Raw genomic sequence first — 23,323 nt, forward strand, 5'->3', positions numbered from 1 at the left:
CCAGTGTAATGACAACAAAAATCAATTTGTGGCTCTTTAAGTTTTTATAATCTCTCTTTGCATAGTTTAGGGATTCGATTACAATGACATCCTGACAGTTGTGTCAGGTTTTTCAAAACAACACGCACCTGTACCCTAAAATCCACAAAGTCCAATTGCCCCTTCACCACGATGAAATAGGAGATGTAAATGATAGAAAATACTCAACAACAAAACAAACTGGTAGGCCAAGGAGCTGAGTTGGAGTTAAAGTTAAAAACCTATTTTGTTGATTTAGCGAGTGAAAGAGTAGGTGGCGAAACCTTAAGTTGTAGTGATGACTTTTTTGCCGAAATGGAAAATTTACTTAAAGCTGGTCGCGGTATTTTTATCGATGATAAATATACCGAACGCGGTAAGTGGATGGACGGCTGGGAATCGCGCAGAAGTTACGGCAGAGATAATGGTCGCGAGTTCGATTGGTGCATTATTCGCCTGGGCATAAGTGGCGTAATTCGAGGCTTTGATATTGATACTAATTATTTTAGAGGTAATGCTCCGCAGACTGTTTCTGTAGAAGCTTGTGTCAGTTCTCAACAACCCGATGCAAATACAGTTTGGCATACAATATTGGATAAAAGTGAAGTCGCTGCCCATAGTCAAAATATATTTGAAATATCTAATGAACAGTCATGGACGCATGTGCGCCTGAATATGTTTCCAGATGGAGGGATTGCGCGCTTTAGAGTTTACGGTGAAGCGGATGTTAATTGGGATAATTTTGTAGAAGGTGAGTTAATCGATCTAGCATCAATTAAAAATGGTGCTAAAGCGCTATTAGTCAGCGACATGTTTTTCAGCGATAAAAATAATTTAATTATGCCTGGCCGTGGGAAAGATATGGGAGATGGTTGGGAAACTAAACGTCGACGCGATCCTGGGCCAGATTGGTCAATTGTTAAGTTGGCTACGCTTGGTAGTATTGAAAAGGTGATTATCGATACTTGTCACTTTAAAGGTAATTTTCCGGACACCTTTATGCTTCAGGGAATCAACACCAGCAATGACGACTTTAATGACACTAACGCAGAGTTAGATTGGCAAACCATTATTCCTCAAACTAAATTGTATGCCCATAGAGAACATCTATTTATTAGTGAAATAAAAGCCGAGAAATTACAGCAATTTACCCATGTTAAATTAAGCATTTACCCAGATGGCGGAATCTCAAGGATGCGTGTTTTTGGTAAGCCTAGTTTGAACCATTAATAGAGAACGGATAAAGCTACATGACAATCCAACAACTTGTACCTAAAGCACTTACGCGAGAAAATTTTGCTAAGTTTGGTGATGTGATAGAAGTGAGTAACGAGGCTCAAAACTTTAGTATCAATGATGGATTCACACAACGTTATCATGATTTGGCAGCCGTAGATGTCACCGAAAATAATGGACGTACTCTGATTAATATTTTTCGTTCAACCCCCTTGGAACAGCCAGTAGCCATTAAGATGATGGAGCGACACCCATTATCAAGCCAAGCTTTCATTCCTATGGGGCAACAACCTTATTTAGTTGTTGTAGCTCCCAAAGGCGAATTACACACTGCTAAAATTGAAGTGTTTATCGCCACGTCAAATCAAGGGGTAAATTATCACAAAGGCACCTGGCATCATTATTGTTTGGCGTTGCATCAGGTCAGTGATTTTATCGTGGTAGACCGCGGCGGAGAGGGTGAAAACTGTGATGTCGTTAGTTTGGATGGCGCTCTAGTAATAGCCGAATCTTGAACAAAACGATTTTGGTTAACAATAGCCCTATCAGTGGGATTTTTTGAAAAATATAGGAACAACAATGAATAAACGAATTGAAGAACATGGGTATAAAATTTCCGATTGTCTTTATGAATTAGTTAATACAAAGGTTTTGCCTGGCTTAGCAATTAAACAGCAAGACTTTTGGACTTCGGTCGCTGATGTTCTAAATGAGTTTATTCCTAGAAACAAGGCATTATTAACAGTTAGAGAATCATTGCAAACTCAAATCGATAATTGGCACTTAGATGCGACAAATCATCCATTTTCACAACAGAAGTATCAGCAGTTTTTAAAAGATATTGGCTACTTAGTGGCTGAACAAGAAGATTTTCAAATCACCACCAAAGACGTGGATCCTGAAGTCGCCTTGCTTGCTGGTCCGCAATTAGTTGTACCATTGATGAATGCTCGTTTTGCATTGAACGCAGCGAATGCTAGGTGGGGCAGTTTATATGACGCTTTGTATGGTTCTGATGTGATTGTGGATGAGCCCAATGACCTAAATACATCAACGGGTTACAATCCAATTCGCGGCCAAAAAGTACAAACATTTGCGCGTAATTTTTTGGATGAAACCTTGCCACTTTCAAGCGGGAGTCACCATGACTCATGCAAATATAGGATTCAAGATCAACAGCTGGTTATTGAGTTAAGTAATGGTGATCATGTTTCATTAAAAGACACTAACCAGTTTGTTGGCTTCAATGGCTCTGTACAGGAACCGGAAGCGATTTTGTGTATCCACAATGGATTGCATATCGAAATCCAAATTGATTCGAATGATGCCATTGGAAAATCTGATGCAGCAGCTGTAAAAGACGTGATCTTAGAATCCGCGCTGAGTACTATCCAAGACTGTGAGGACTCCATTGCTGCTGTTGATGCGCTAGACAAAACCGCGGTTTATGCAAATTGGTTAGGATTGATGAAGGGAGATTTAGCAGAAACTATCACTAAAGGTGGCAAACAAAGTACCAGAACACTGAATTCAGACCGCAGTTATCTGACCCCAGAAGGTAAAGTCATGAGTTTACCTGGGCGAAGTTTGCAGTTCATCCGCAATGTGGGGCACTTGATGACCACTGACGCGATCTTAACTGCCGACAATGAAGAAGTACCAGAAGGGATAGTGGATGCACTGATAACCACGTTAATAGCACTTCATGACTTAACGGGTTCATCCAAATATGTAAATTCGAAATGCGGCAGTATATATATTGTTAAACCTAAAATGCATGGTCCTGAAGAAGTACACTTTACCAATGACTTATTTAGTAGAGTCGAGGAATGTTTAGGTCTCGCCCAAAACACGATTAAATTGGGGATTATGGATGAAGAGCGCAGAACCTCAGCGAATCTGAAAGAGTGTATCCGCGCTGCAAGCGCTCGTGTTGCCTTTATAAACACCGGATTCTTAGATAGAACGGGAGACGAAATTCACACCAGTATGTTGGCTGGGCCAATGGTTCCCAAAGAATTAATGAAAAATGAGAGTTGGATTTCTGCTTATGAAGATAGAAATGTCATCATTGGATTAAAAGCCGGACTCAAAGGTAAGGCACAAATAGGAAAAGGAATGTGGGCAACACCCGATGAAATGGCGGCCATGCTTAACACTAAAATTGCGCATCCTAAATCCGGAGCAACTTGTGCTTGGGTGCCATCACCTACGGCTGCCACATTACATGTGATGCATTATCATCAAGTTAACGTTTCGGATGTCCAAGACAATATATTGTTACAAGCAAAATCTATTGACGATAATGCCCAGTTGGACGCGCTGTTAACTATTCCGTTGCTAACAGATATCGAAATATTGAGCGAACGAGCGCGCCAAGAAGAGTTAGATAACAATGTGCAAGGGCTATTGGGTTATGTCGTGCGCTGGGTTAATCAAGGAGTAGGGTGTTCAAAAGTTCCCGATATACATAATGTAGGGCGAATGGAAGACCGAGCTACCTTGCGTATTTCCAGCCAACATATCTGTAACTGGTTACATCACGGTTTACTAGGAGCTGAACAAGTTAAACAAACGTTACAACGCATGGCGGTGATCGTAGATCAGCAAAATGCCGATGATAGCACCTATACAAACATGGCTCCCAACTTTGATAGCAGCTTCGCATTTCAGGCGGCCCTTGGACTCATATTTGAAGGTGAACAACAACCCAGTGGTTACACAGAACCACTATTACATAAAATGCGTAAAGAACTAAAGCTAAGCAAAACCAGTTAATGGCAAAACCTGTTTTAAACACCAAAAAGTCTGAAGTGGGCGATATTCGTAAAAAGAATAAAGCCCTGATCCTTAATGCAGCCAAACAAGAATTTGTTACCTTCGGTTATAAAGGAGCGTCTATTAAGCGCATCGCTGAAAGAGCCAAAATACCACGGGCCAATATTCACTACTATTTCGAAAACAAAGAGGAGTTATACCAAGAGTTGCTCAACGATATAGTTAGTATTTGGAACTCTAAATTTGATTCCTTGAATGCAGATGATGAACCTGAAATTGCGTTATCAGCCTATATTCGCTCAAAAGTCATGTATTCTCTTGAAGAACCCGAAGCGTCGCGCATTTTTGCTAGTGAAATTATACACGGCGCCCCCTTAATAAATGACTACCTATCCACTGACTTTAAGGTGTGGGTGCAAACTAAAGTGAATGTAATTCAAGGTTGGATCAAGCAGGACTTGATGGACGATGTTAATCCTTACCATCTATTGTTTTTAATCTGGGGCGCCACTCAACATTATGCAGATTTTAACGTTCAAGTGTTAGCGGCAATGGATATTCAAGAAATGGATGAAAGCAGTTATGAAGCGATAGTTGCTTCAATTACTACTATCGTTCTAAAAGGGTGTGGGGTGAAAGTGTTAAATACGATTCGGTAGTCTTTATTAGTCACCAGCGCACTTTCACAAATTAAATAATAACCTTTCGGGAAATGTTTAAGTTAAAAAAACGAATCGTCGAGTCAGATATTTGATAACATAGCGCCCCAAGAAAACACTTACAAGATTAATGATTTATCAAGTTAAGATGACCCACATTAAATTTTCGTTTACTGCTATTCGATGGCCTTATGCTAGATAGTTTGGTTCGTTTCAAAGGGCAACAACTAAAGATTGTTGTGCTTACTGGGGCAGGTATCTCCGCTGAATCTGGATTAAAAACCTTTAGAGACAATAACGGTTTGTGGGAAAACCATAGCGTTGAAGAAGTGGCAACACCTGAAGGTTTTAAGCGTAACCCAGAATTAGTCTATCGCTTTTATAATCAACGTAGACGGCAACTACTTAGTCCAGAAGTCAAACCAAATCATGCACACTTCGCCTTAGCTAAACTTGAGAGTGTTTTTAAAAATAATTTTACTTTAGTCACTCAAAACGTTGATAATTTACATCAAAGAGCAGGTAACACAAATGTGTTGCATATGCATGGTCGTTTGTTATCTGCTCGATGTGTAAGTTCAAATAAAAGTACCCCTTTACGCACCGATTTAGACAGCAGTAACCGCTGCCAATGCTGTGTCCCTCCCAATAATTTACGACCCGATATAGTGTGGTTCGGGGAAATGCCTAAATATATGCAACAGATTGAAAACACACTCAGTCAAGCCGATTTATTTGTATCAATAGGTACGTCAGGCACAGTGTATCCAGCAGCTGGTTTTGTCAATTTGGCGAATCAATCTGGAGCACATTCCGTTGAACTAAACCTAGAACCCAGTTCAGGGCAAAACGCCTTTGCTGAAAAACATTATGGTCAGGCAACTGAAATTGTGTGTAAATTTGTAGATTCTTTAATAGAAGGTTTTTAGAGTGACTGAATATGTAAATCAATATTGGCTAGAGTTTTTAACTATCGCTAGTGTACATTTGTTGGCGGTTGCTAGTCCAGGTCCTGATTTTGCTATCGTATTAAAACACAGTATTAGTTATGGTCGAAGAGCAGCCATAATTACAAGTATTGGCGTGGGCGTCGCTATTCTAATACATGTCGCCTATTCGTTATTAGGGATTGGAATTCTAATAAAAACGACTCCTGTGTTGTTTCAAATTTTTAGTTACCTTGCGGCAGCCTACTTACTGTACTTAGGCTGGGGCGCCATAAGAAGTCCAGCGCCAGATAATTTAGCTGTAGCAAAAGAAGACACGCATAATTTAGTTATTTCAGATAAAAGAGCTTTTGTAGTAGGGGTGTTGACTAATGGTCTTAATCCCAAGGCCACTTTGTTCTTTTTGTCTGTCTTTGCCGTAGCAGTATCACCAGAAACACCTAATATTATTAAACTAGGTTATGGTTTGTACTTAGCGTTTGCTACTGGAGTGTGGTTTTGTGTGTTGTCCTTTTTCTTAAGCTCGAAAAGCGTCACTCAATTTATTGGCAAAAACGGCTATTGGTTTGACCGTGTAATGGGGATTGTACTGATTTTGTTAGCGATAAAACTAGTAATGCCTGTATAGTGCGCTGCAATTACCCTGTAAAACTAGGAGTATAAGTGGAACAACAGTTTAAAATTAAAGGTGGAAGCGTTGAAAAGTCTCTAAATGGTGAAACCCATTTGGATCTAAAGGCGATTGCCAAAGAAGCGTGGAATTTATCAAGTAACACCAAAACAGCCGTATTACACGGGGTGTTACTATTATTTTTCATCGCTATTTTATTTGCTTGGATCATGCAGTCTATATTAGGCGTTACAGATTTGAATCTGGTGTCACAACACATGATGATTACACTAAAAGTGGCAGGTGTGATTGTCACCACTCCAATTATTGCCACCATGTTTCTATTGGGAATTTCCCATAGTGTAGGCATAAAACCAAGGTTTCTATCCATCCTTAAAAATGTTTTGGGTTCGGTATTAGTCATTTTGTTAGCACTTCTATTGGCTGCAATGTCGGACATAGGTTCAATCATTGGGTCCCAAATTAGTGTTCTATTTGGCCTAGCATTGCTATTTTACATTAATCTAGCAACCGGTTTTTCGATTATGTTGTTGGTTGAGAAACGTTTACCCCCAAGCCAATGTGTGATTCTATCAATGAGAGTATTCCATAAATACTGGATGCCACTTTCATTGTTCTATTTGGCCTATTATTGTTGTTTATTTCTAGGAGCATTGTCTTTAGGTTTTGCATATATCTGGATTATTCCATTTTTTGTGAATATGAAAGGTGTGTTGTACAGAGAGTTATTTGGCGTGAAAGTCTTGAGTATCTCAAACGAAGCTAACCCAAGTGAGACAATATTCCATGCCTAATTTTATTAGGTGTTTTGTAGTCTCTTTTATTGTTGTCGTTAGCACGCTAGTGTTAATTGTCTTTGTGCAGCAATTTAGTACCAAAACCTATGATAATATTAGTCTCGAGAGCTTATATGTTGCGCCGTTAGAAAGCAGTAACAAAGCGGTACCGGACTTTTCAACTTACTCTAACGTGACAGCAAAAAAACGCGCATTTTTTGCCTACCTGAAACCTGAAATACAAAGGCAAAACCAAATAGTACTCAAAGAAAGAGACATGGTATTTGCATTACAAGAAGTATACGCCCAGCAGCAATATTTAACTAAACGCCAACAAAAAGTGTTTGATGTATTAGCTGAAAAGTATCGTTTTACAGGCGACGAATCGCTAACAATTGAACAAACATTTGAATCACTCATTCGACGCGTAGATACAATTCCTGAAGCACTAGTTTTAGTTCAAGCGGCGAATGAATCAGGTTGGGGAACGTCCAGGTTTGCACAAAAAGGATATAATTTTTTCGGCCTATGGTGTTTCAAAGAAGGTTGTGGTTTTGTTCCGAAACTACGTGAAAATGAAGCCGTGCACGAAGTCGCTAAGTTTAGAAGTTTATCCCACGCTGTAATGACCTACATTCGTAATCTCAACCGACACTATGCATATAAAGAATTAAGGTCAATTAGACAAAACCTAAGAACACAAGATAAACCCGTTACTGCTAGCGCCTTAGCTTTGGGGCTGTCTAGCTATTCCGAGCGTGGACAAGAATACATCGAAGAGTTGTTAAGCATGTTGCGAGTCAACAAAAAACATATGGATACTGCAAGTTGAAGAAATTATTTTTTATTTGGGCGAGTCTGCTGTTAAGTACGCAGGTTACTGCTAATACTTTAACCGTTGAATACGCTAGTTTTTATAGCCATGTTAAAAAACTTGATGATCCGAGTATCGATTCTTTGCGGTTCGCTTTTGGGTTTCAACACATTGCACAGTCAAGACTTTGCCATATAGATTCCGCTGAAATAATCACTCAAAAACAAAACTTGCCATTAACAGTGGAAAACAATAGTCGATTTACTGTACCTACAGATAAAATTCTCAAAATGGCAAAAGCAATGGTGGTCATTGAACTGCAAGATCAAGCTAATCAATGTGATATGTCAGTGCAATTAGAAACAAAACCTGACTACTTACAAACTCAATACAGTGACGCGGATTTAAATTTGATATTTAATCAATATCAGGCGTTTTTTGAAGAGATGGGTGGCTTTTTGTCGCTTATGATGCCTTCAGCTCAAGGTTTATTATTTCATTTTGACGAAAAAGTAGAATTAGGCGATGAGTTACAAACTTTATCTGATAATAATGGAAGGCTTGCTTTGAGCAAAGTGTGGTTGTCACAGCATAAAAGTTTAGAATTGCCGCAAAAACCGTTACGCATAACCGCCATTGTCAAAAAGTAGTAGTGAAGCTAAAAATAGGGCAAACATGTATTTGCCCTAGAAACTAAAGTTTAAACTCTACATTCTTCTCGAAAACAACCGTCTACCACCTGCATTGCTGCGGCTGCGTCGCATATTTGAACGAAGTTCAGTCCTTTTACTATCCAACCAACTATCGCGGTTAACGTTAGCTTCTTCGCCTCTGCGGTTTTCTTCAGTTTGTCTAAAACTACAAAATTGCCTATAGGCAGACAAGTCTTGAGACAACTCTTGAATTACCAACTCAATCATAATCGCATCATCAACATAACCTAGCCCAGGAATGTTGTCAGGCACTAAATCTTCGGGTTCAGTAAAGTAGGCAAGAGAGGTTAAAATTTCGTTCTTTTCATCTTCTGGCATTTGCCATTCTGGATCTTCTAAAGCTGAAATAAGGGTCTCCAGAGATTCCATTCTATGTTTTACAAAATCCGGCAAATTAGCCTTTTCCATCTCAGCGCAAACTAGACGCGCTTTTTCTAACACTTCTGCCGGCGGATACTCACTGGCTTTGTTCATAGCGGCTTTCATCATTGTACGAAAATGATCTAAGTCACTATCAGATAATTCAAAACTAATTTGAATGGGCATGGTTCTCAATCCTTATTTTATTTTAGTTACATACCTTAAAGAGCAGCTAAGACTCTGTCAATCGTACAGATTAAATATCGCTTATTCAGAAGCCAATTGATACTTAATTTGTTCAGAAATTCTTTCGACACTTGCGCGGCCATGTTCAATCAGTTCAGTTGCTCGATAGAACTCCATCATGCCAAAATCTCGAAGTTGGGGTTCGATTAAAATATCGGGAGGATCCCCAGCTAATCGCGAACGAGCCACCCTAGCGGCTAATATATCCAATGATCCTGACATAGCGTTAATTATGGATGGGGCAGGTGGCACTTGGGCTTCTGTTGGCCCAAGTTCTCCTTCAGCATTCTGGGCTTCAACATTAGTTGGCTCAATTATATCTAAGAAGTCTTGATCTTCAGTTGAGTTAGATAAGTTGTCTTCCTGATTAGAAATGTCTTCTTTAGTAAACCATTGCTTAATTTGTTGTTTACTACGTCTAAAAAACTCCGAGGTCTTCTTTTGATTATTACCGTGATCGATTTGATTATTGACGATGGATTGAGGTCTAAAATCTGCGCTTAGATTAACCGCAATAACAATATCAGCACCTAACATTCTGCACATATTGACTGGTACAGGGTTAACCACGCCACCATCAACTAGCCAACGGTTGTTATATAACAGTGGTGGGAAAAGGCCTGGAATGGCGCAAGAGGCTTTTACAGCTTCAACTACTGAACCGCTGGTAAAATTAACTTCACGGCCGCTATATAAGTCAGTGGCAACAGCTGCAAAAGGTTTATTCAATTGCTCAAAGTTATCGTAACTAAAATCATCTTGCAGCGCTTTAAACACCTTAAGACCACTCATTAAGCCTCCTTTATGGAAACCCACTCCCATCAACGCTATGACCTGCCACTCCGTAAGGCTTGTAACCCACTGAGCCAACTCTGGTAGTTTGCCAGATGTATATGCGGCTCCTACATAAGAGCCAATAGAACAACCAGAGACAATATCTATCTGTATGCCCATTTCTTCTAAGGCTTGGATGACGCCAATATGAGCCCAACCACGGGCTGCGCCGCTACCAAGTGCTAGTCCAATTTTCATTTTAGTTTTGGGTCCTAAATGTTAGTTACGTCGAGTGAATCAGTATGACGGTTACTGTTTACGGGAGTATTAACAAACTCAGGAGGATCAAACCCGATATCACCATCTACAAATGGTGTGGCTTGAGTTTTTAAGCCAATAAAGTCATATTGGCTGCTATCGGCTAAGTGAGATGGGACGACATTTTGCAATGCTTTGGCCATTGATTCTATTCTTCCAGGGAACCGTTGTTGCCAGTCTTGTAACATGCCTTTAATTACTTTTCTTTGTAGGTTTTCTTGGGAGCCGCATAAATTACAGGGGATAATTGGAAATTCTGAAATTTCGGAATATTCAGCGATATCTTGTTCAGCGCAATAAGCTAAAGGGCGAATAACAATTTGTTGCCCATCATCACTTACTAGCTTAGGTGGCATAGCTTTAAGTTGTCCGCCATTAAACATGTTTAAAAATAAGGTTTCTAACATATCATCTCTATGATGACCGAGAGCAATTTTAGTTGCTTGTAGGCGCGTAGCTGTTTTATATAGGATGCCGCGCCGAAGCCGTGAACATAATGAACAGGTCGTTTTACCTTCTGGTATCTTATCTATAACAATTGAATAGGTATCTTCCTCGACAACTTCAAATTCGACACCTAGTTGAGTGAGGTATTGGGGCAATACATGTTCCGGAAACCCTGGCTGTTTTTGATCGAGATTAACAGCAATAATGCTAAAAGATATCGGTGCCACTTTTTGCATGTGTAACAATACATCCAACATAGTGTAGCTATCTTTTCCACCCGATAAACACACCATTACTTTGTCGCCATCTTCGATCATATTGAAGTCAGCAATAGCTTTACCCGTGTTATGTCTGATACGTTTTTGCAATTTAGTGAAGCTTGCAGATTGTTTTTGATTAGTACTGGATAAATGATTCATGAATACGGCTTTTATATCGTCTTACGAAAAGGGCTGTTTAGGTTATCGCGCAATTATACTCAAAAAACTCACCCTTTCTAAACTAAACCTCAGTTAATTGAAAAGCTTATTACCTAGGGGTAGGTTTAAACCGAAAACGTCCAAATTTTAATCAGTCAAAAAGAAAACAATGTGTGAGTTTTAATCCTAACATTTTACAGGGGAGACAAAACCTTCGGGTTTAATCGCTAAAACATCGCAATTAAGTTTGTCTATTACATGTTCTGCTGTGTTGCCTATTAATGCCGCAGAAATGCCTTGTCTACCCACAGTTCCCAGCACTACCAGTTCAGCATCTAACTGTTCGGCGAATTGGGGAATAACATCTTCTGGTAAACCGATGTGAACATGGCAACAGTTTTTATCAATATGATGTTTTTCACTGTGTATTTGCATACTGCGTTCATGGTGTTGCCTGGCAGACTCATCGTAGGTAGTGGGATCAAACTCTGGTATTTCAATGACAATATTGGCTGGGGTTCCCGGGTACGAATTGACTAAATGAACGTTTGAAGTTAATAACTTACCAAAATGTAGGGCTTGTTTGGTTATTTCTTCATTTAAAGAGACATGTTCTTCAACGTCTACACCTACGTTAATTGCAGCAATAATTTGACCGCCAATTGGCCAGTCATGCTCCTTAACGAGTAATACGGGAACGGGGGCTTTACGCATAATATGCCAGTCGGTAGGTGTGAATATGACGGATTTCAAAGAATCGTGCTGCTGAGTGCCCTTAACGATTAAATCAAAACCTTGTTCGATTACTTCATAAATAATGCTTTCGTAAGGCCGATTATGCCAAACAATTTTTACATCAATACTCACGCCTTGATTACCAAAATTCTCTGAGACTAACTTAACTAACCAATCCGTCCTATCATCTATAACTGCCTGACGCATATTTTCCCGTTCATCCATAGATAACATGGTGGTCATTTCATATGAAAAATCATAAATAGTTAAGAATGCAGTGATGCTAGCACCATTCATTTTGGCTATTTCAATGGCTCTGGCTAAAGACTTTTGAGAGGAGAGTTCTGGCTCAATAACAGCGAGTATTTTCTGATAATTCATATCCGACCTACACCTTAAATAGCTAAGAAGAACTAAGCTAAGCTTATGAAATTATTTAAGGTTTTACCAGCCAAAATGCAACACAATCAAAGTTTGATCGGATTATTGAATGGACCCAGATATGGCGTGAAATAATTGCATTATGGCAAACAGCAACAATAGCAACCCCATCAAAGTTTTGGCTTTAGGTTTCTGGATAAGTGATTGAATTTTATCGAAGCCCGTCGCCATTAATATCATGATTGGTAAAGTTCCTAGTCCAAAACCAGCCATAATTTTTGCTCCCTGTATCGCAGAACCACTTGCTAAAGACCAAGTTAGCACTGAGTACACTAAACCACATGGCAACCACCCCCATATCATGCCGTATGGCAAGGCGTGAAAAGGGCTCTTAAAAGGTAATAGTTTTTTTGACCAAGGGCGAATGACTTGCCAAAATTTGCTTCCTAATTGCTCTATTTTGGTAAGTCCCTGCCACCAACCCGCTATATATAAACCCAATAGGAATAGAAAAATACCACTGACAAACTCTAAAACCACAATTCCCATATTGACTTGTTGGGTGAATAAGTAGCCAGCCCAGCCTGTTATGGCTCCGGCTAGGGTATAGCTGAATATTCGCCCCAAATTGTAGGCCAAAGTATATGGGAGCATAGCGGCATTTTTGGGAACAGCATAAGCAAACGCGCCTACGATCCCACCACACATTCCAACACAATGTACGCCTCCAGCTAAGCCAATTAAAAAAGCTGACAAAAAGCTCAGGTCATTCATTAGGTTTATCGATGTGATTTTGGGTCTTGTTTTCTTTTTTAGGAAGATCGTCGTCGAATAAAATGCTACTACCGTGACGCTCTAAATCTTCAAACTGATTTGATTTAACCGCCCAAAAAAATACCGCTACTGCGATAAATACAAGTAACAGTGCAATGGGGATCAACACATAAATAATACTCAAAACTACTCCTAGTTATTTTAAAAGCCTAATGGAGTTAACTACTACTATAAACGAACTCAACGACATACCTACAACAGCCATCCAAGGGCTCAATAAACCACATACAGCTAAAGGTAAAACTAAAAGGTTATAGGCAATTGCCCAGCTCATATTTTGGATAATTTTAACTTTGCAACGTTTGGCAATTGTAAATACTAAGCTAATTTTTTCCAAAGAGTTATCCAGCAAAATCACATCGGCAGAGGATTTTGCCAAATCAGACCCAGCACCTAAAGTCACAGACACATCAGCTTGCGCCAAAACTGGCCCGTCATTAATGCCGTCGCCTACCATCAAGACTACATGTTTCTGTGTCTGGGCTTGTTTAATGAAATCTAATTTTTCCTCAGGTGTTTGTTGCGCTAACCAATTAGGAATATTTAATGTTTTGGCGACATCTTCCACCACACTTGGGATGTCGCCACTAAGCAAAGTTAAATGCTTAGATCTAATTTCATTAAGAAAAGCAACACTGGTTGCGCGGATCTTGTCAGTTAATAAAAAGCCGCATAGTACTTTGTGTTGATTTGAAAGGAATACATTGCAGCTCTGCATTTCTACTGGAATGTCTAAGTTGACATAGTTTAACGAACCAAGTTTATAACTGACACCAGCAATGACTCCTGTTATTCCTTGCCCAATTTTTGCAGAAAAATCGGACACTTGATATGCGCTTGGAAGTTCTGAGAAGGCGTTAGCTATGGGGTGAGACGAATACTTCTCTAAACTAGCAGCTAATTCTAGACAGTGTTGTTTGTTTTGTTTTTCTGCACAAAAACTGTCCACAATAGTGAATTTCCCTTCAGTCAGAGTGCCCGTTTTATCTAAGGCAATCCAATCTACTTGCGAGATTTGTTCAAGGGCATCCGCACGTTTAAGCAATACTCCTTTACTATTTAAATGTGCAACTGCGCAGGATAGGGCGGAGGGAGTGGCCAGACCCAAGGCACAAGGGCAGGTGGCGATGAGAATGGAAATAGTGATCCACAACGCTTGTGAGGCGTCTATTTGCGTCCATATAACATAACTACTCAAGGCAATGACCAACACCGCCATGACAAAATATTGTGAAAATTGATCTGCCAAGGTAGCTATTTTGGGCTTATCCAACAACGCATTGTTTTGCAGAAGATTAATCTGACTGAGCATAGAATGTTTTAAGGACTTGTTAACCTTAATGGTTAAGGTGCCTAATTGATTAACTGTGCCAGCATACACTGTTTCGCCGATAGTTTTACGAACCAAATCAAACTCACCCGTCAGCAATGCTTCATCCAACTGCCCTTGGCCCTGAATTATTTCACCATCGACCGGTACCATTTCGCCAGACTTAACCAAAACGAGTTGCTCTGCTATTAATGTCTTGGCTAATACGGGTAAAAACTTGTTGTTTTCTATCAAAGTTGCAGTAGTAGGCATGTATTCCAACATATTCGCTGAAAGCTGCGACGCTTTATAGCGAGAACTGTGCTCTAAATAACGACTAGTGAGTAAGAAAAACACAAACATACATAAAGATTCAAAATAGGTTTGCCCGTTATTTTGTATGGTAGCAAACACGCCAGACACATAAATCAATGTTAATGCCATTGTAATTGGCACGTCCATGTTGACCACTTTAGCGCGAATGGCTCTGAATGCACTTGAATAGAATTCAGAGGCAGAATAGAGAATAACTGGTGTGGTTAAGAACAAACTAATCCAATTGAAGTATTGTTTAGTTTGCGCGTCAATATGTCCAAACAAGTCAAAAAACACCCCGATATTTAGCATCATAACTTGCATGGTCATCAGACCGGCTAGGCCAAGTCGCTTTAAAAACGCTTTATTCTCTTGTTTAAAAGAGGCTTCGTGCTGTTCAATCTGAAACGGCTTGGCGTGATAACCAATTTTTTCAATATGCCTTAGTATTTGACTGAATTTTAATTTTTGGTTGTCCCACAACACCGTGGCGCGTCTAGCAGATACATTGACTCCCACTTTATTGATACCTTGGACTTTAGCGAGTTGTTTTTCGATTAACCAACCACAAGCTGCGCAGTTAATACCGCTAATTGTCAGTTGGACTTCACTACCACTGGCACTTGATTCAGTAAATTCTTGTAAAATATTCTCATCATCAAATACTCTGAGTTTCGCTAATAACTCGTCTTCGTTTTCAGTGGCTTTCTCTGCAAATTCGCTGCGATAATGGTAATAATCTTCCAAACCATTACTGACTATTGCTTCGGCTACAGCACAACAACCAGGACAGCAAAAAACTTGCTGCTTGCCAAAAACATTAGTGTGATAGGTAAATTGTGGGGCCACTTGTAAACCACAATGGAAACAATCGGTTTGCATCTAACTAGGGCTTAAAATCGAATGAATTAGCTTGTGGTAGGGCAACCATTTTTTGAATTTTCCAACTTCCATCGAATGGATGTAAACTCAGTTGCCATTTACCTTGCACATCATTAGTCAAAGGAGCGCGGTATATTCCATTAGCATCCCGTATCAAAGTCACCGAGAAGTCTTTGAATTTTTGGGTGGCATGCAAAAAATCTAATATTAACGCTTCGCCATTTTCGGGGCTGCCACTGATAAACGTCACCTCCACATAATCTGTAAACACTTGGGTTTTGGTTACTATGTTCAAGATTTTGGCTTGCTGTAGCTTTTGGATTTTTAAATTGATTCCTCTACCTTCCTTATAATAATCATCAATCACCATGCTATCTTCACTGTTAAAAGCAAAGTTCATCATTGTAAAGCTGAGGATCATAGAAGTGACAGGCACAAATATTAGAAACCAAGGCCAGAATTGTTTGTACCAAATTTTTGGAAGTTCAGATTTCATGTAACGAAAATACTCAAGGTTAAAATAACTAAAAAATAAAAAAGCCCCGTAATCACGGGGCTTTTAGTATATCACTTTGTGGCTAATTTTTTTGCGACAAACTGTATACGTATGCACCAACTAGATGGATTTTCTTTTCACCTAATGTATCTTTGAATGAAGGCATTACGCCGTTACGCCCATATGTCAGTGTTTCGGTTATGGCTTTGTTTGTTCCGCCGTATAACCAAGTTTGATCGGTTAGATTAGGCGCTCCCAATTGCTGGTTGCCTTTTCCGTCTTGTCCATGACAAGCAGCACAAATGGCAAACCTTGCTTGACCAGCATCAACCTGAGCTTGATCCAAGTCTGGCCTATCACTTAAGCTTAATACATACGCGACTAGTTCCTGAATTCCTTTTTCACCCATCGCATCAAGTTGCGCAGGCATCAACGCTTGGCGTCCATTAATTAAAGTTTCAGTGATTTTTTCAGGGGTGCCACCGTATAACCAGTCATCATCGGTTAAATTTGGAAAACCTCTTTGACCTCGAGCATCAGAACCATGACATTGAGAACAGTTTTGACTAAATAAACGTTGTCCAATTTTTAAGGCCTCTGCATCTTTAACTAACTCAGTAATAGGTTGTTTGTAATAATTATCAAAGATAGGCGCAAAAAGTTCATTAGCAAATTCAACTTCTCTGTCGTATTGATTAATTACACCATTAGTTTTGTTGGCTTCAACTGCCGCTCTTGATTCTGCCAAAGATTTAATCGTTTGATTAGAACTCTGCCAATTCCACAAACCTTTATAATTACCTAAACCAGGATATAGAACTAAGTAAACGAGTCCCCAGACAATACAAATGTAAAATAAGATCGTCCACCATCTCGGTAACTGGTTATTGAGTTCGACAATGCCATCAAACTCATGGTGCATATCATCACCTTCTTTAATACCAGTGTGATTTTGCAAACACCAACGCAATAATAAATAACAACCTAATATTGACCCCAGTGTTATGACAGAGATCCAGATACTCCAAAAACTACTCATCTACTTTAGACTCCCGCTTATCTTGCTGTGGCTCATCATCAAATATAAGCCTTTCAGCTTCGTCAAAATTAGCTTTTGACTTTTTACTATAGGCCCACAACACAATTCCAATAAAACATACAAATACTATTACCGTATAAATACTGCCACTAGTTGCATAATCCATATTATTTCAACGCCGTGCCGAGAGATTGTAAGTAAGCGATAAGTGCAACCATTTCCGTTTTACCTTTAACTGCATCTTTTGCGCCTGCTATATCTTCGTCGGTGTAAGGCACACCAAAGTCTCTAAATACCGATAACTTTTTAGCTGTGAGTTCACCGTCTAAGGTATTTTCCATTAACCATGGAAAACCAGGCATATTCGACTCAGGGACTAAATCTCTTGGATTAATGAGGTGGATCCTATGCCAATCGTCACTGTATCTGCCACCCACACGTGCCAAATCTGGCCCAGTACGTTTAGAGCCCCATAAAAATGGGTGTTCCCATACAGACTCACCAGCAACAGAGTAGTGACCATAGCGTTCTGTTTCAGAGCGGAAAGGGCGTATCATCTGACTGTGGCAGCCCACACAACCTTCGCGAATATATATATCTCGTCCTTCCATTTGTAGCGCAGTATAGGGTTTTAACCCATTAACAGGCTCCATGGTTTGTTGTTGAAACATCAGCGGGGTAATTTGGGCCATGCCTCCCAAACTAATCGCGATAAGGATAAGAATAGCCAGTAGACCAACATTTTTTTCAATTAACTCATGTACATTCTTCATAATCTGACCTCCTTATGCCGGTTGTGCTGTTGGTTCAACAACGTCTTCGTTTTCATTTCTAATTGTTTTGTAAACGTTGTACGCCATTAGCAACATGCCTACTAAGAACAACGCCCCTCCTATAAATCGAACCAAGTAGAAGGGTTTAGACGCTTCAAGAGATTCAACAAAACTATAGGTTAGGGTACCGTCGGCATTAATAGCGCGCCACATTAAACCTTGTAAAACCCCCGACATCCACATGGCAACTATGTATAACACTGTTCCAATTGTGGCCAACCAAAAATGAACATTAATAAGGTAGATACTGTGCATTCTCTCTTTATTAAATAACACAGGTATCAGATGATAGATGGAACCAATAGATACCATAGCCACCCATCCTAGCGCACCAGAATGCACGTGACCGATGGTCCAATCCGTATAGTGTGAAAGTGCGTTAACTGTCTTAATTGCCATCATTGGTCCTTCAAATGTGGACATACCGTAAAAAGACAGAGACACAACTAAGAAACGTAATATCGGATCAGTACGTAACTTATGCCAAGCACCCGATAACGTCATAATTCCATTTATCATACCGCCCCAAGACGGAACAAATAAAATAATAGACATCACCATGCCCAAAGACTGAGTCCAATCAGGTAATGCAGTGTAATGAAGATGATGAGGGCCGGCCCATATATAAAGGGAGATTAACGCCCAAAAGTGTACAACAGATAAACGATAGCTATAAACTGGGCGTCCAGCCTGCTTTGGTACAAAGTAATACATCATACCTAAAAAGCCGGCAGTTAAGAAAAAGCCAACAGCATTGTGCCCGTACCACCACTGAATCATTGCATCAACAGCGCCGGCGTAAACAGAATAGGATTTGGTCAATGAAACCGGAACCGCCATACTGTTAGCAATGTGCAATACCGCTACAGTTAACATAAATGCACCAAAAAACCAGTTCGCCACATATATATGAGAAACTTTTCTGATGATCATGGTGCCGAAGAAATTAATAATATACGCTAGCCAAACAATGGTAATCAATATGTCAATTGGCCACTCTAGCTCACCATATTCTTTCGTACTGGTTAATCCCATTGGAAGCGTTATGGCTGCAAGTACGATGACTAATTGCCATCCCCAAAAGGTAAATGATGCCAACTTGTCGCTAAACAAACGCACATTTGAGGTACGCTGGACAACATAAAAAGATGTTGCAAATAGGGCACATCCACCGAAAGCGAATATGACAGCATTGGTATGTAGTGGCCTTAACCTTGAAAATGTTAGCCATGGAGTATCAAAGTTCAATGCCGGCCAATACAGTTGTGCGGCGATTAATACCCCGACAGCCATACCAATAATTCCCCATACTACGGTCATCACCGCAAATTGCCGAACTACTTTATAGTTGTATTCGGGATGTACTTGAATAGCTTCACTCATTTAATGAATCTTCCACTCTTGTTAACGATAAACTTACAGGCTCTTTACAAACAATACGCAATTCACGTTTGTTATTTGGTGTTGATAGCTAAGCAACTGATATTAAAAATAATATGAACTATAACCTTAGTTATTTTAAGGTTATGAACTCGAAAAAGAAAGACAAATACACACTTGCTAGTTATCTTTTTTTTTATCACACTTAACAGTAGTTTAGTTTAACTCTTGTGCCATTTTGAATCCTACTTTTTTTACCAAAATATTACTCCCTTTGCTGGTTTTTACGGCAATTATCGGTTTTTTTTTGAATTATACAGATCCAATTACTGTTAACGCTACAAAACAGTGCGATATTGATCTAACGCAACAATGTAAGCTTTTGCAGGATAACCAACAAATTTCTGTTCGATTTTTACAAGCAATTGAAGTAGAGGAGGAATTATTGCTCAGCATTGCTGTGCCAAGTAGTACAAACATTCATCAAATGTGGGTCCAGGGTGTAAACATGTATATGGGAAAAACGGCAGTTTTAGCTGATTCGATCGACCAAGATGATGAAACTAAAACCTACAATGCGCGACTATTTTTAGGTGCCTGTAGCGAACCTAAAATGAAATGGCAGTTAATTGTTCAAACTATTGATGAGGCAGGAAAGGAACAGTCTTGGTTTGTTAACTTTTCGACTGATAGAAACAAAAAAAGCTGAACGAATACCATTCATTCAGCCTATTAAACTTAGGGATTTTACATTTGAGATTGTAAATAATTAGACAAACCTAAACGTTTTATTAAGCCTAATTGTTGTTCAAGCCAATGTGCGTGATCCATCTCTGTATCATCTAATAATATTAACAACATATCCCTAGTAACATAATCTTGCTCAGACTCACAAAGGCTAATGGTATCTTTTAATGCCTGAGCCACTGCGTATTCAACTCGCAGATCACTTTCAAGCATAGAAGGGACATCAGTACCTATAAGTAAACCGTCTCGGTCAACCATATTGGGTGTGCCTTCTAGAAACAACATACGCTCTATTAGTTTTGTTGCGTGGCCTTTTTCATCATCAAATTCATGTGAAATACGTTCATAAAGTTTATTTAGTCCCCAGTCTTGATACATCTGAGAATGGATAAAGTACTGATCCATTGCGGCCAATTCATAAGCGAGTAGGGCATTGAGTTGCTCAATAACGACTTTTTTACCTTTCATGTTAGTCCTCTTCTACTTGGCTTTGTAAATAATTTTCAAGACCTAAGTGTGTTATTTGGTGTTGTTGGGTTTCTATCCAATCAATGTGATCTTCTTCATAACTTAAGATTGATTCAATTAAGTCTCGAGACACAAAGTCTTGTAATTCTTCGCAAGTTTTAATGGCATTTTTTAATAACGGAATTTGGGAATTTTGGAACGCCATATCACAATCCAACATTTCACGAGTCTCTTCACCAATCATCAATTTCCCCAACATTTGTAAGTTAGGTAACCCTTCTAAAAACAAAATGCGTTCAATTAATTGATCCGCTTGTTTCATGTCCTTGATGGATTTTTTATACGCGGTGTTATTAAGTTTTTCAAATCCCCAATTTTTGAACATTCGCGCATGTAAAAAATATTGATTAATTGATGTAAGTTCGAAAGTAAGAATTTCGTTAAGCACAGCAAGTACTTTTTTGTCACCTTTCATTGTTTGCTTCTCATGTTAAAACTAATGCACGGAGTATAGTCTCTAGTGGTATACAAAACCACTAAAACATAAAAATCATCTTATAAAACAATGTGATAGGCAATGATAACGATTACCATTTTAATCTCTATTAAGACTTTGAATGTTCTGGAAGCAATTGCAAACTTTCCTCAGCAAAGCCTGTTCCTGCTTCTGTAAAGAAGTTAAATACTTTGTCTGACCCAGCGTCTAATAATGGTTGAATTTGATCTTCATAACGCGCAATTGAGGCAATTTTCCCAGAATAATTAGCGTGTTGTAATTGTTCGGTGATGTTACAGATATCCTCAATAGAAGGTAATGCCATTAAAATGAGTTCTACCTTACTCAAATCCATGTTTTCCCAAAGGTCTACGTCTTCTCCATCGCCTACCATGGCTTGATAACCCGCTTTTCTTAATGATCTTATGCGAACAGGATCGGCGTCCATTCCCCATACTTCTTTGCCTACCATATTATTAAGGGACGTATATGCACCTTTACCGACTCGACCAAGTCCAATCACTACTATTTTTGCACCTATTGGTTGTACGTAAATATCTTCAGGTAAGCGACTAGGGCTTTCATAAGATTTAAGCCTGTCTTTGAATTTGGTGTATTGATTGTGTGATGTTTTATACGCCAAGCTGGTTAACACAAAAGAAAACGACACAGCCAATGCTAAAACCACTAACCATTGGGCGCTAAGCCATCCTAAACTCACCAATAAGGCCACAACAATTAAGCCAAATTCACTATAGTTAGATAATACCAAACTCGCTAAATAACTGGTGCGAGCTCTCAGTTTTAAAAGCGTAAATAATCCAAAAAATAATACAAATTTGATTGGGATTAACAAACAAAGTAGTAAAGCAGTAAGGGTTAAGTCTAGGGTAGGAAGTGCACTAAACCCGATTGTTAGAAAAAAGCCAACCAGAAAGATATCTTTGAAGTTCATCAGTGCTTTGGACATTTCAGCAGACTTCACATGTGTAGCGATTATCATTCCTACGATTAACGCACCTAGATCACCTTTAATGCCCACCAATGAAAACAGTTCGTACCCACCAAAGGCGAAGATAAATCCTGATAATATCAATAATTCACCATGGCCTACACGTTCAAGAATACTTTTCCAAACAGGTCTAACGAAAAATAAAAGTAAAAGTAGTAGAGCCCATATTGACGGTACTTTTCCGGTAGCAATGACTAAAAACAACACCGCGATGATGTCTTGCATTATCAACACGCCAATAGCTAACTTTCCATGGCGGGTTTTGATTTCGCCACTTTCTTCAAGTATTTTAACGATACATACTGTGCTACTAAAACTGAGTGAAAACGCTAGAAGGGCCTGAGTAAACCAGTCTAAATTCGCAAAGGCATCAAGACCTAACCAAGTAACAATCAATAAAAGTAGATTAACAACTGTAACCCAAATACCCGTGTGCAAAAGGCTGCCAAGCCATACTTCTTTTTTATATAGGTCACGGATGTTGAGCTTTAGACCAATGCTAAACAGCATCAAGGTTATCCCTAAATTAGCAATGGTTTGCAAGGCTTCGGTCGACTCAAAACCCAAGTAATTTAGTGCGAATCCAGCTATCAAATAACCTATCAATGGCGGTAAGCCAAGCAATTTAAGGCCCAAGCCACAAACAAATGCTAAAAGGATAAAAGCGAATTCCATATAAAATCTTTAACTACTGATAAGTAGTTAATATGGTAACAATTTTATTGAGGAAAGCTAGGTGAACAGTTAAACACCATTGTTATATTTAAAGTCTATTTACTCTAGTTGAATTGTTTAGAATCTAACAATTTGGAAAGCTCATTGAGTTCTTCCATGAGCCTATTCTCTTTAATCTTTAGCTCTCCTAACTCGAAGGTAATTGCTGTTTCTCTTTGCTTAACCTGCTCATAAGTGAGTGCTTTACTTGGCTGGTTTTTTTCTTTCTGTAACTGTTCAATACGCTTGGAACGGTCTGCTCTGTCAAGTAACTCTAGTTTTTCGGTGAAACGTGTCAAAGACATGAGATTAACGCTAATACCCACATTCATACATTGTTCATAAGTTTTCTGAGAATCTTTGTAATTATTGGCGCGGATCAGATTTTTAATCATTTCCACTTTGTCAGAACGGGATTTATCACTCAGCATTAGATTATATTTGCCTTTTACTCGCTAATTACAACTTGAGAACATTGATAGCATGTATTGGTTTTACAAAAACTAAAACATCAACTAGTTCAAATACAAGCATATGGTAACCAAA

26 protein-coding genes are annotated in these 23,323 nt (G+C 39.2%); 10 read left to right on the forward strand and 16 right to left on the reverse strand.

What is annotated here, in order from left to right; translation table 11 throughout:
• The first annotated feature begins 189 nt into the window (after positions 1–189).
• The 9 genes from alc (at position 190) to KO534_RS05260 (ending at position 8,509) form a co-directional block, all read left to right on the forward strand.
• On the forward strand, positions 190–1,248 hold the full coding sequence (alc, locus tag KO534_RS05220) for an allantoicase (protein ID WP_215928081.1): 1,059 nt from the start codon (positions 190–192) through the stop codon (positions 1,246–1,248).
• Positions 1,249–1,268: 20 nt separating this feature from the next.
• Entirely contained in the window at positions 1,269–1,769 is a 501-nt protein-coding gene (locus KO534_RS05225) for an ureidoglycolate lyase (protein WP_215928084.1), read from the forward strand.
• 64 nt (positions 1,770–1,833) lie between these two features.
• Complete coding sequence (locus KO534_RS05230; protein ID WP_215928086.1) at positions 1,834–4,032, forward strand: malate synthase G; 2,199 nt, start codon at positions 1,834–1,836, stop codon at positions 4,030–4,032.
• A complete protein-coding gene (locus tag KO534_RS05235) occupies positions 4,032–4,691 on the forward strand; it encodes a TetR/AcrR family transcriptional regulator (protein ID WP_215928088.1) in 660 nt (219 codons plus the stop codon). Before KO534_RS05230 ends, KO534_RS05235 begins: the two co-directional genes overlap by 1 nt.
• Before the next feature lie 191 nt (positions 4,692–4,882).
• A complete protein-coding gene (cobB, locus tag KO534_RS05240; protein ID WP_215928091.1) occupies positions 4,883–5,620 on the forward strand; it encodes a Sir2 family NAD+-dependent deacetylase in 738 nt (245 codons plus the stop codon).
• A gap of 1 nt (position 5,621) precedes the next feature.
• Positions 5,622–6,266 (forward strand): LysE family translocator, encoded by a 645-nt coding sequence (locus KO534_RS05245; RefSeq protein WP_215928095.1) that lies wholly within the window; start codon positions 5,622–5,624, stop codon positions 6,264–6,266.
• A gap of 35 nt (positions 6,267–6,301) precedes the next feature.
• On the forward strand, positions 6,302–7,063 hold the full coding sequence (locus KO534_RS05250) for a hypothetical protein (RefSeq protein ID WP_215928098.1): 762 nt from the start codon (positions 6,302–6,304) through the stop codon (positions 7,061–7,063).
• The gene (locus tag KO534_RS05255; RefSeq protein ID WP_215928101.1) at positions 7,056–7,877 is read left to right on the forward strand and encodes a glucosaminidase domain-containing protein; all 822 of its coding nucleotides are present in this window, start codon (positions 7,056–7,058) and stop codon (positions 7,875–7,877) included. The genes KO534_RS05250 and KO534_RS05255 overlap by 8 nt, the downstream gene beginning before the upstream one ends.
• Positions 7,874–8,509 carry a DUF2987 domain-containing protein gene (locus tag KO534_RS05260; RefSeq protein WP_215928104.1) on the forward strand — a complete coding sequence of 212 codons (636 nt, stop codon included), beginning with the start codon at positions 7,874–7,876 and terminating at the stop codon, positions 8,507–8,509. The genes KO534_RS05255 and KO534_RS05260 overlap by 4 nt, the downstream gene beginning before the upstream one ends.
• A gap of 57 nt (positions 8,510–8,566) precedes the next feature.
• On the opposite strand, the gene KO534_RS05265 is transcribed toward KO534_RS05260, so the two are convergent.
• The 12 genes from KO534_RS05265 to ccoN all read right to left on the reverse strand — a co-directional run bounded on the left by KO534_RS05265 (position 8,567) and on the right by ccoN (position 19,343).
• Positions 8,567–9,118 (reverse strand): YkvA family protein, encoded by a 552-nt coding sequence (locus tag KO534_RS05265; protein WP_215928106.1) that lies wholly within the window; start codon positions 9,116–9,118, stop codon positions 8,567–8,569.
• 81 nt (positions 9,119–9,199) lie between these two features.
• A complete protein-coding gene (locus tag KO534_RS05270; RefSeq protein WP_215928108.1) occupies positions 9,200–10,210 on the reverse strand; it encodes a patatin-like phospholipase family protein in 1,011 nt (336 codons plus the stop codon).
• 14 nt (positions 10,211–10,224) lie between these two features.
• A complete protein-coding gene (ttcA, locus tag KO534_RS05275; protein ID WP_215928110.1) occupies positions 10,225–11,136 on the reverse strand; it encodes a tRNA 2-thiocytidine(32) synthetase TtcA in 912 nt (303 codons plus the stop codon).
• Positions 11,137–11,322: 186 nt separating this feature from the next.
• Positions 11,323–12,252 carry a universal stress protein UspE gene (gene uspE, locus KO534_RS05280; protein WP_215928112.1) on the reverse strand — a complete coding sequence of 310 codons (930 nt, stop codon included), beginning with the start codon at positions 12,250–12,252 and terminating at the stop codon, positions 11,323–11,325.
• Positions 12,253–12,354: 102 nt separating this feature from the next.
• Positions 12,355–13,026: a sulfite exporter TauE/SafE family protein gene (locus tag KO534_RS05285; protein ID WP_215928114.1), complete on the reverse strand. Its 672-nt coding sequence runs from the start codon at positions 13,024–13,026 to the stop codon at positions 12,355–12,357.
• Entirely contained in the window at positions 13,019–13,210 is a 192-nt protein-coding gene (gene ccoS / locus KO534_RS05290; protein WP_215928116.1) for a cbb3-type cytochrome oxidase assembly protein CcoS, read from the reverse strand. Before ccoS ends, KO534_RS05285 begins: the two co-directional genes overlap by 8 nt.
• Positions 13,211–13,222: 12 nt before the next feature.
• Positions 13,223–15,592: a heavy metal translocating P-type ATPase gene (locus KO534_RS05295; protein ID WP_215928118.1), complete on the reverse strand. Its 2,370-nt coding sequence runs from the start codon at positions 15,590–15,592 to the stop codon at positions 13,223–13,225.
• 4 nt (positions 15,593–15,596) lie between these two features.
• On the reverse strand, positions 15,597–16,088 hold the full coding sequence (locus tag KO534_RS05300; protein WP_215928121.1) for a FixH family protein: 492 nt from the start codon (positions 16,086–16,088) through the stop codon (positions 15,597–15,599).
• Between the two features lie 82 nt (positions 16,089–16,170).
• Positions 16,171–17,127 (reverse strand): cytochrome-c oxidase, cbb3-type subunit III, encoded by a 957-nt coding sequence (ccoP, locus tag KO534_RS05305; RefSeq protein WP_215928123.1) that lies wholly within the window; start codon positions 17,125–17,127, stop codon positions 16,171–16,173.
• Positions 17,120–17,293 carry a cbb3-type cytochrome oxidase subunit 3 gene (locus tag KO534_RS05310; protein WP_215928125.1) on the reverse strand — a complete coding sequence of 58 codons (174 nt, stop codon included), beginning with the start codon at positions 17,291–17,293 and terminating at the stop codon, positions 17,120–17,122. Before KO534_RS05310 ends, ccoP begins: the two co-directional genes overlap by 8 nt.
• Position 17,294: 1 nt before the next feature.
• Positions 17,295–17,900: a cytochrome-c oxidase, cbb3-type subunit II gene (gene ccoO / locus KO534_RS05315; protein ID WP_215928126.1), complete on the reverse strand. Its 606-nt coding sequence runs from the start codon at positions 17,898–17,900 to the stop codon at positions 17,295–17,297.
• Positions 17,901–17,912: 12 nt separating this feature from the next.
• The gene (ccoN, locus tag KO534_RS05320) at positions 17,913–19,343 is read right to left on the reverse strand and encodes a cytochrome-c oxidase, cbb3-type subunit I (protein ID WP_215928127.1); all 1,431 of its coding nucleotides are present in this window, start codon (positions 19,341–19,343) and stop codon (positions 17,913–17,915) included.
• Between the two features lie 304 nt (positions 19,344–19,647).
• On the opposite strand from ccoN, the gene KO534_RS05325 reads away from it, so the two are divergent.
• Complete coding sequence (locus KO534_RS05325) at positions 19,648–20,049, forward strand: hypothetical protein (protein ID WP_252731963.1); 402 nt, start codon at positions 19,648–19,650, stop codon at positions 20,047–20,049.
• A 38-nt stretch (positions 20,050–20,087) separates the two neighbouring features.
• Here KO534_RS05325 and bfr (KO534_RS05330) read toward each other — a convergent pair whose 3' ends face one another.
• The 4 genes from bfr (KO534_RS05330) to KO534_RS05345 form a co-directional block, all read right to left on the reverse strand.
• The gene (gene bfr, locus KO534_RS05330; protein ID WP_215928129.1) at positions 20,088–20,555 is read right to left on the reverse strand and encodes a bacterioferritin; all 468 of its coding nucleotides are present in this window, start codon (positions 20,553–20,555) and stop codon (positions 20,088–20,090) included.
• 1 nt (position 20,556) lies between these two features.
• The gene (gene bfr / locus KO534_RS05335) at positions 20,557–21,030 is read right to left on the reverse strand and encodes a bacterioferritin (protein WP_215928130.1); all 474 of its coding nucleotides are present in this window, start codon (positions 21,028–21,030) and stop codon (positions 20,557–20,559) included.
• 130 nt (positions 21,031–21,160) lie between these two features.
• Positions 21,161–22,738, reverse strand: a complete 1,578-nt coding sequence (locus tag KO534_RS05340; RefSeq protein ID WP_215928131.1) for a cation:proton antiporter family protein — start codon at positions 22,736–22,738, stop codon at positions 21,161–21,163.
• A gap of 104 nt (positions 22,739–22,842) precedes the next feature.
• On the reverse strand, positions 22,843–23,208 hold the full coding sequence (locus KO534_RS05345) for a hypothetical protein (RefSeq protein WP_215928132.1): 366 nt from the start codon (positions 23,206–23,208) through the stop codon (positions 22,843–22,845).
• Positions 23,209–23,323 lie beyond the last annotated feature (115 nt).

The organism is Paraglaciecola arctica (assembly GCF_018861065.1).
In the GTDB taxonomy this organism is placed as follows: domain Bacteria; phylum Pseudomonadota; class Gammaproteobacteria; order Enterobacterales; family Alteromonadaceae; genus Paraglaciecola; species Paraglaciecola arctica_B.

Bases quoted from the DNA above. Each gene is read 5' to 3' on its own strand.
- alc (WP_215928081.1), top strand. From the start codon at position 190: ATGATAGAAAATACTCAACAACAAAACAAACTGGTAGGCCAAGGAGCT.
- KO534_RS05225 (WP_215928084.1), top strand. From the start codon at position 1,269: ATGACAATCCAACAACTTGTACCTAAAGCACTTACGCGAGAAAATTTT.
- KO534_RS05230 (WP_215928086.1), top strand. From the start codon at position 1,834: ATGAATAAACGAATTGAAGAACATGGGTATAAAATTTCCGATTGTCTT.
- KO534_RS05235 (WP_215928088.1), top strand. From the start codon at position 4,032: ATGGCAAAACCTGTTTTAAACACCAAAAAGTCTGAAGTGGGCGATATT.
- cobB (WP_215928091.1), top strand. From the start codon at position 4,883: ATGCTAGATAGTTTGGTTCGTTTCAAAGGGCAACAACTAAAGATTGTT.
- KO534_RS05255 (WP_215928101.1), top strand. From the start codon at position 7,056: ATGCCTAATTTTATTAGGTGTTTTGTAGTCTCTTTTATTGTTGTCGTT.
- KO534_RS05265 (WP_215928106.1), bottom strand. From the start codon at position 9,118: ATGCCCATTCAAATTAGTTTTGAATTATCTGATAGTGACTTAGATCAT.
- KO534_RS05270 (WP_215928108.1), bottom strand. From the start codon at position 10,210: ATGAAAATTGGACTAGCACTTGGTAGCGGCGCAGCCCGTGGTTGGGCT.
- ttcA (WP_215928110.1), bottom strand. From the start codon at position 11,136: ATGAATCATTTATCCAGTACTAATCAAAAACAATCTGCAAGCTTCACT.
- uspE (WP_215928112.1), bottom strand. From the start codon at position 12,252: ATGAATTATCAGAAAATACTCGCTGTTATTGAGCCAGAACTCTCCTCT.
- KO534_RS05285 (WP_215928114.1), bottom strand. From the start codon at position 13,026: ATGAATGACCTGAGCTTTTTGTCAGCTTTTTTAATTGGCTTAGCTGGA.
- KO534_RS05295 (WP_215928118.1), bottom strand. From the start codon at position 15,592: ATGCAAACCGATTGTTTCCATTGTGGTTTACAAGTGGCCCCACAATTT.
- KO534_RS05300 (WP_215928121.1), bottom strand. From the start codon at position 16,088: ATGAAATCTGAACTTCCAAAAATTTGGTACAAACAATTCTGGCCTTGG.
- ccoP (WP_215928123.1), bottom strand. From the start codon at position 17,127: ATGAGTAGTTTTTGGAGTATCTGGATCTCTGTCATAACACTGGGGTCA.
- KO534_RS05310 (WP_215928125.1), bottom strand. From the start codon at position 17,293: ATGGATTATGCAACTAGTGGCAGTATTTATACGGTAATAGTATTTGTA.
- ccoO (WP_215928126.1), bottom strand. From the start codon at position 17,900: ATGAAGAATGTACATGAGTTAATTGAAAAAAATGTTGGTCTACTGGCT.
- ccoN (WP_215928127.1), bottom strand. From the start codon at position 19,343: ATGAGTGAAGCTATTCAAGTACATCCCGAATACAACTATAAAGTAGTT.
- bfr (WP_215928129.1), bottom strand. From the start codon at position 20,555: ATGAAAGGTAAAAAAGTCGTTATTGAGCAACTCAATGCCCTACTCGCT.
- bfr (WP_215928130.1), bottom strand. From the start codon at position 21,030: ATGAAAGGTGACAAAAAAGTACTTGCTGTGCTTAACGAAATTCTTACT.
- KO534_RS05340 (WP_215928131.1), bottom strand. From the start codon at position 22,738: ATGGAATTCGCTTTTATCCTTTTAGCATTTGTTTGTGGCTTGGGCCTT.
- KO534_RS05345 (WP_215928132.1), bottom strand. From the start codon at position 23,208: ATGCTGAGTGATAAATCCCGTTCTGACAAAGTGGAAATGATTAAAAAT.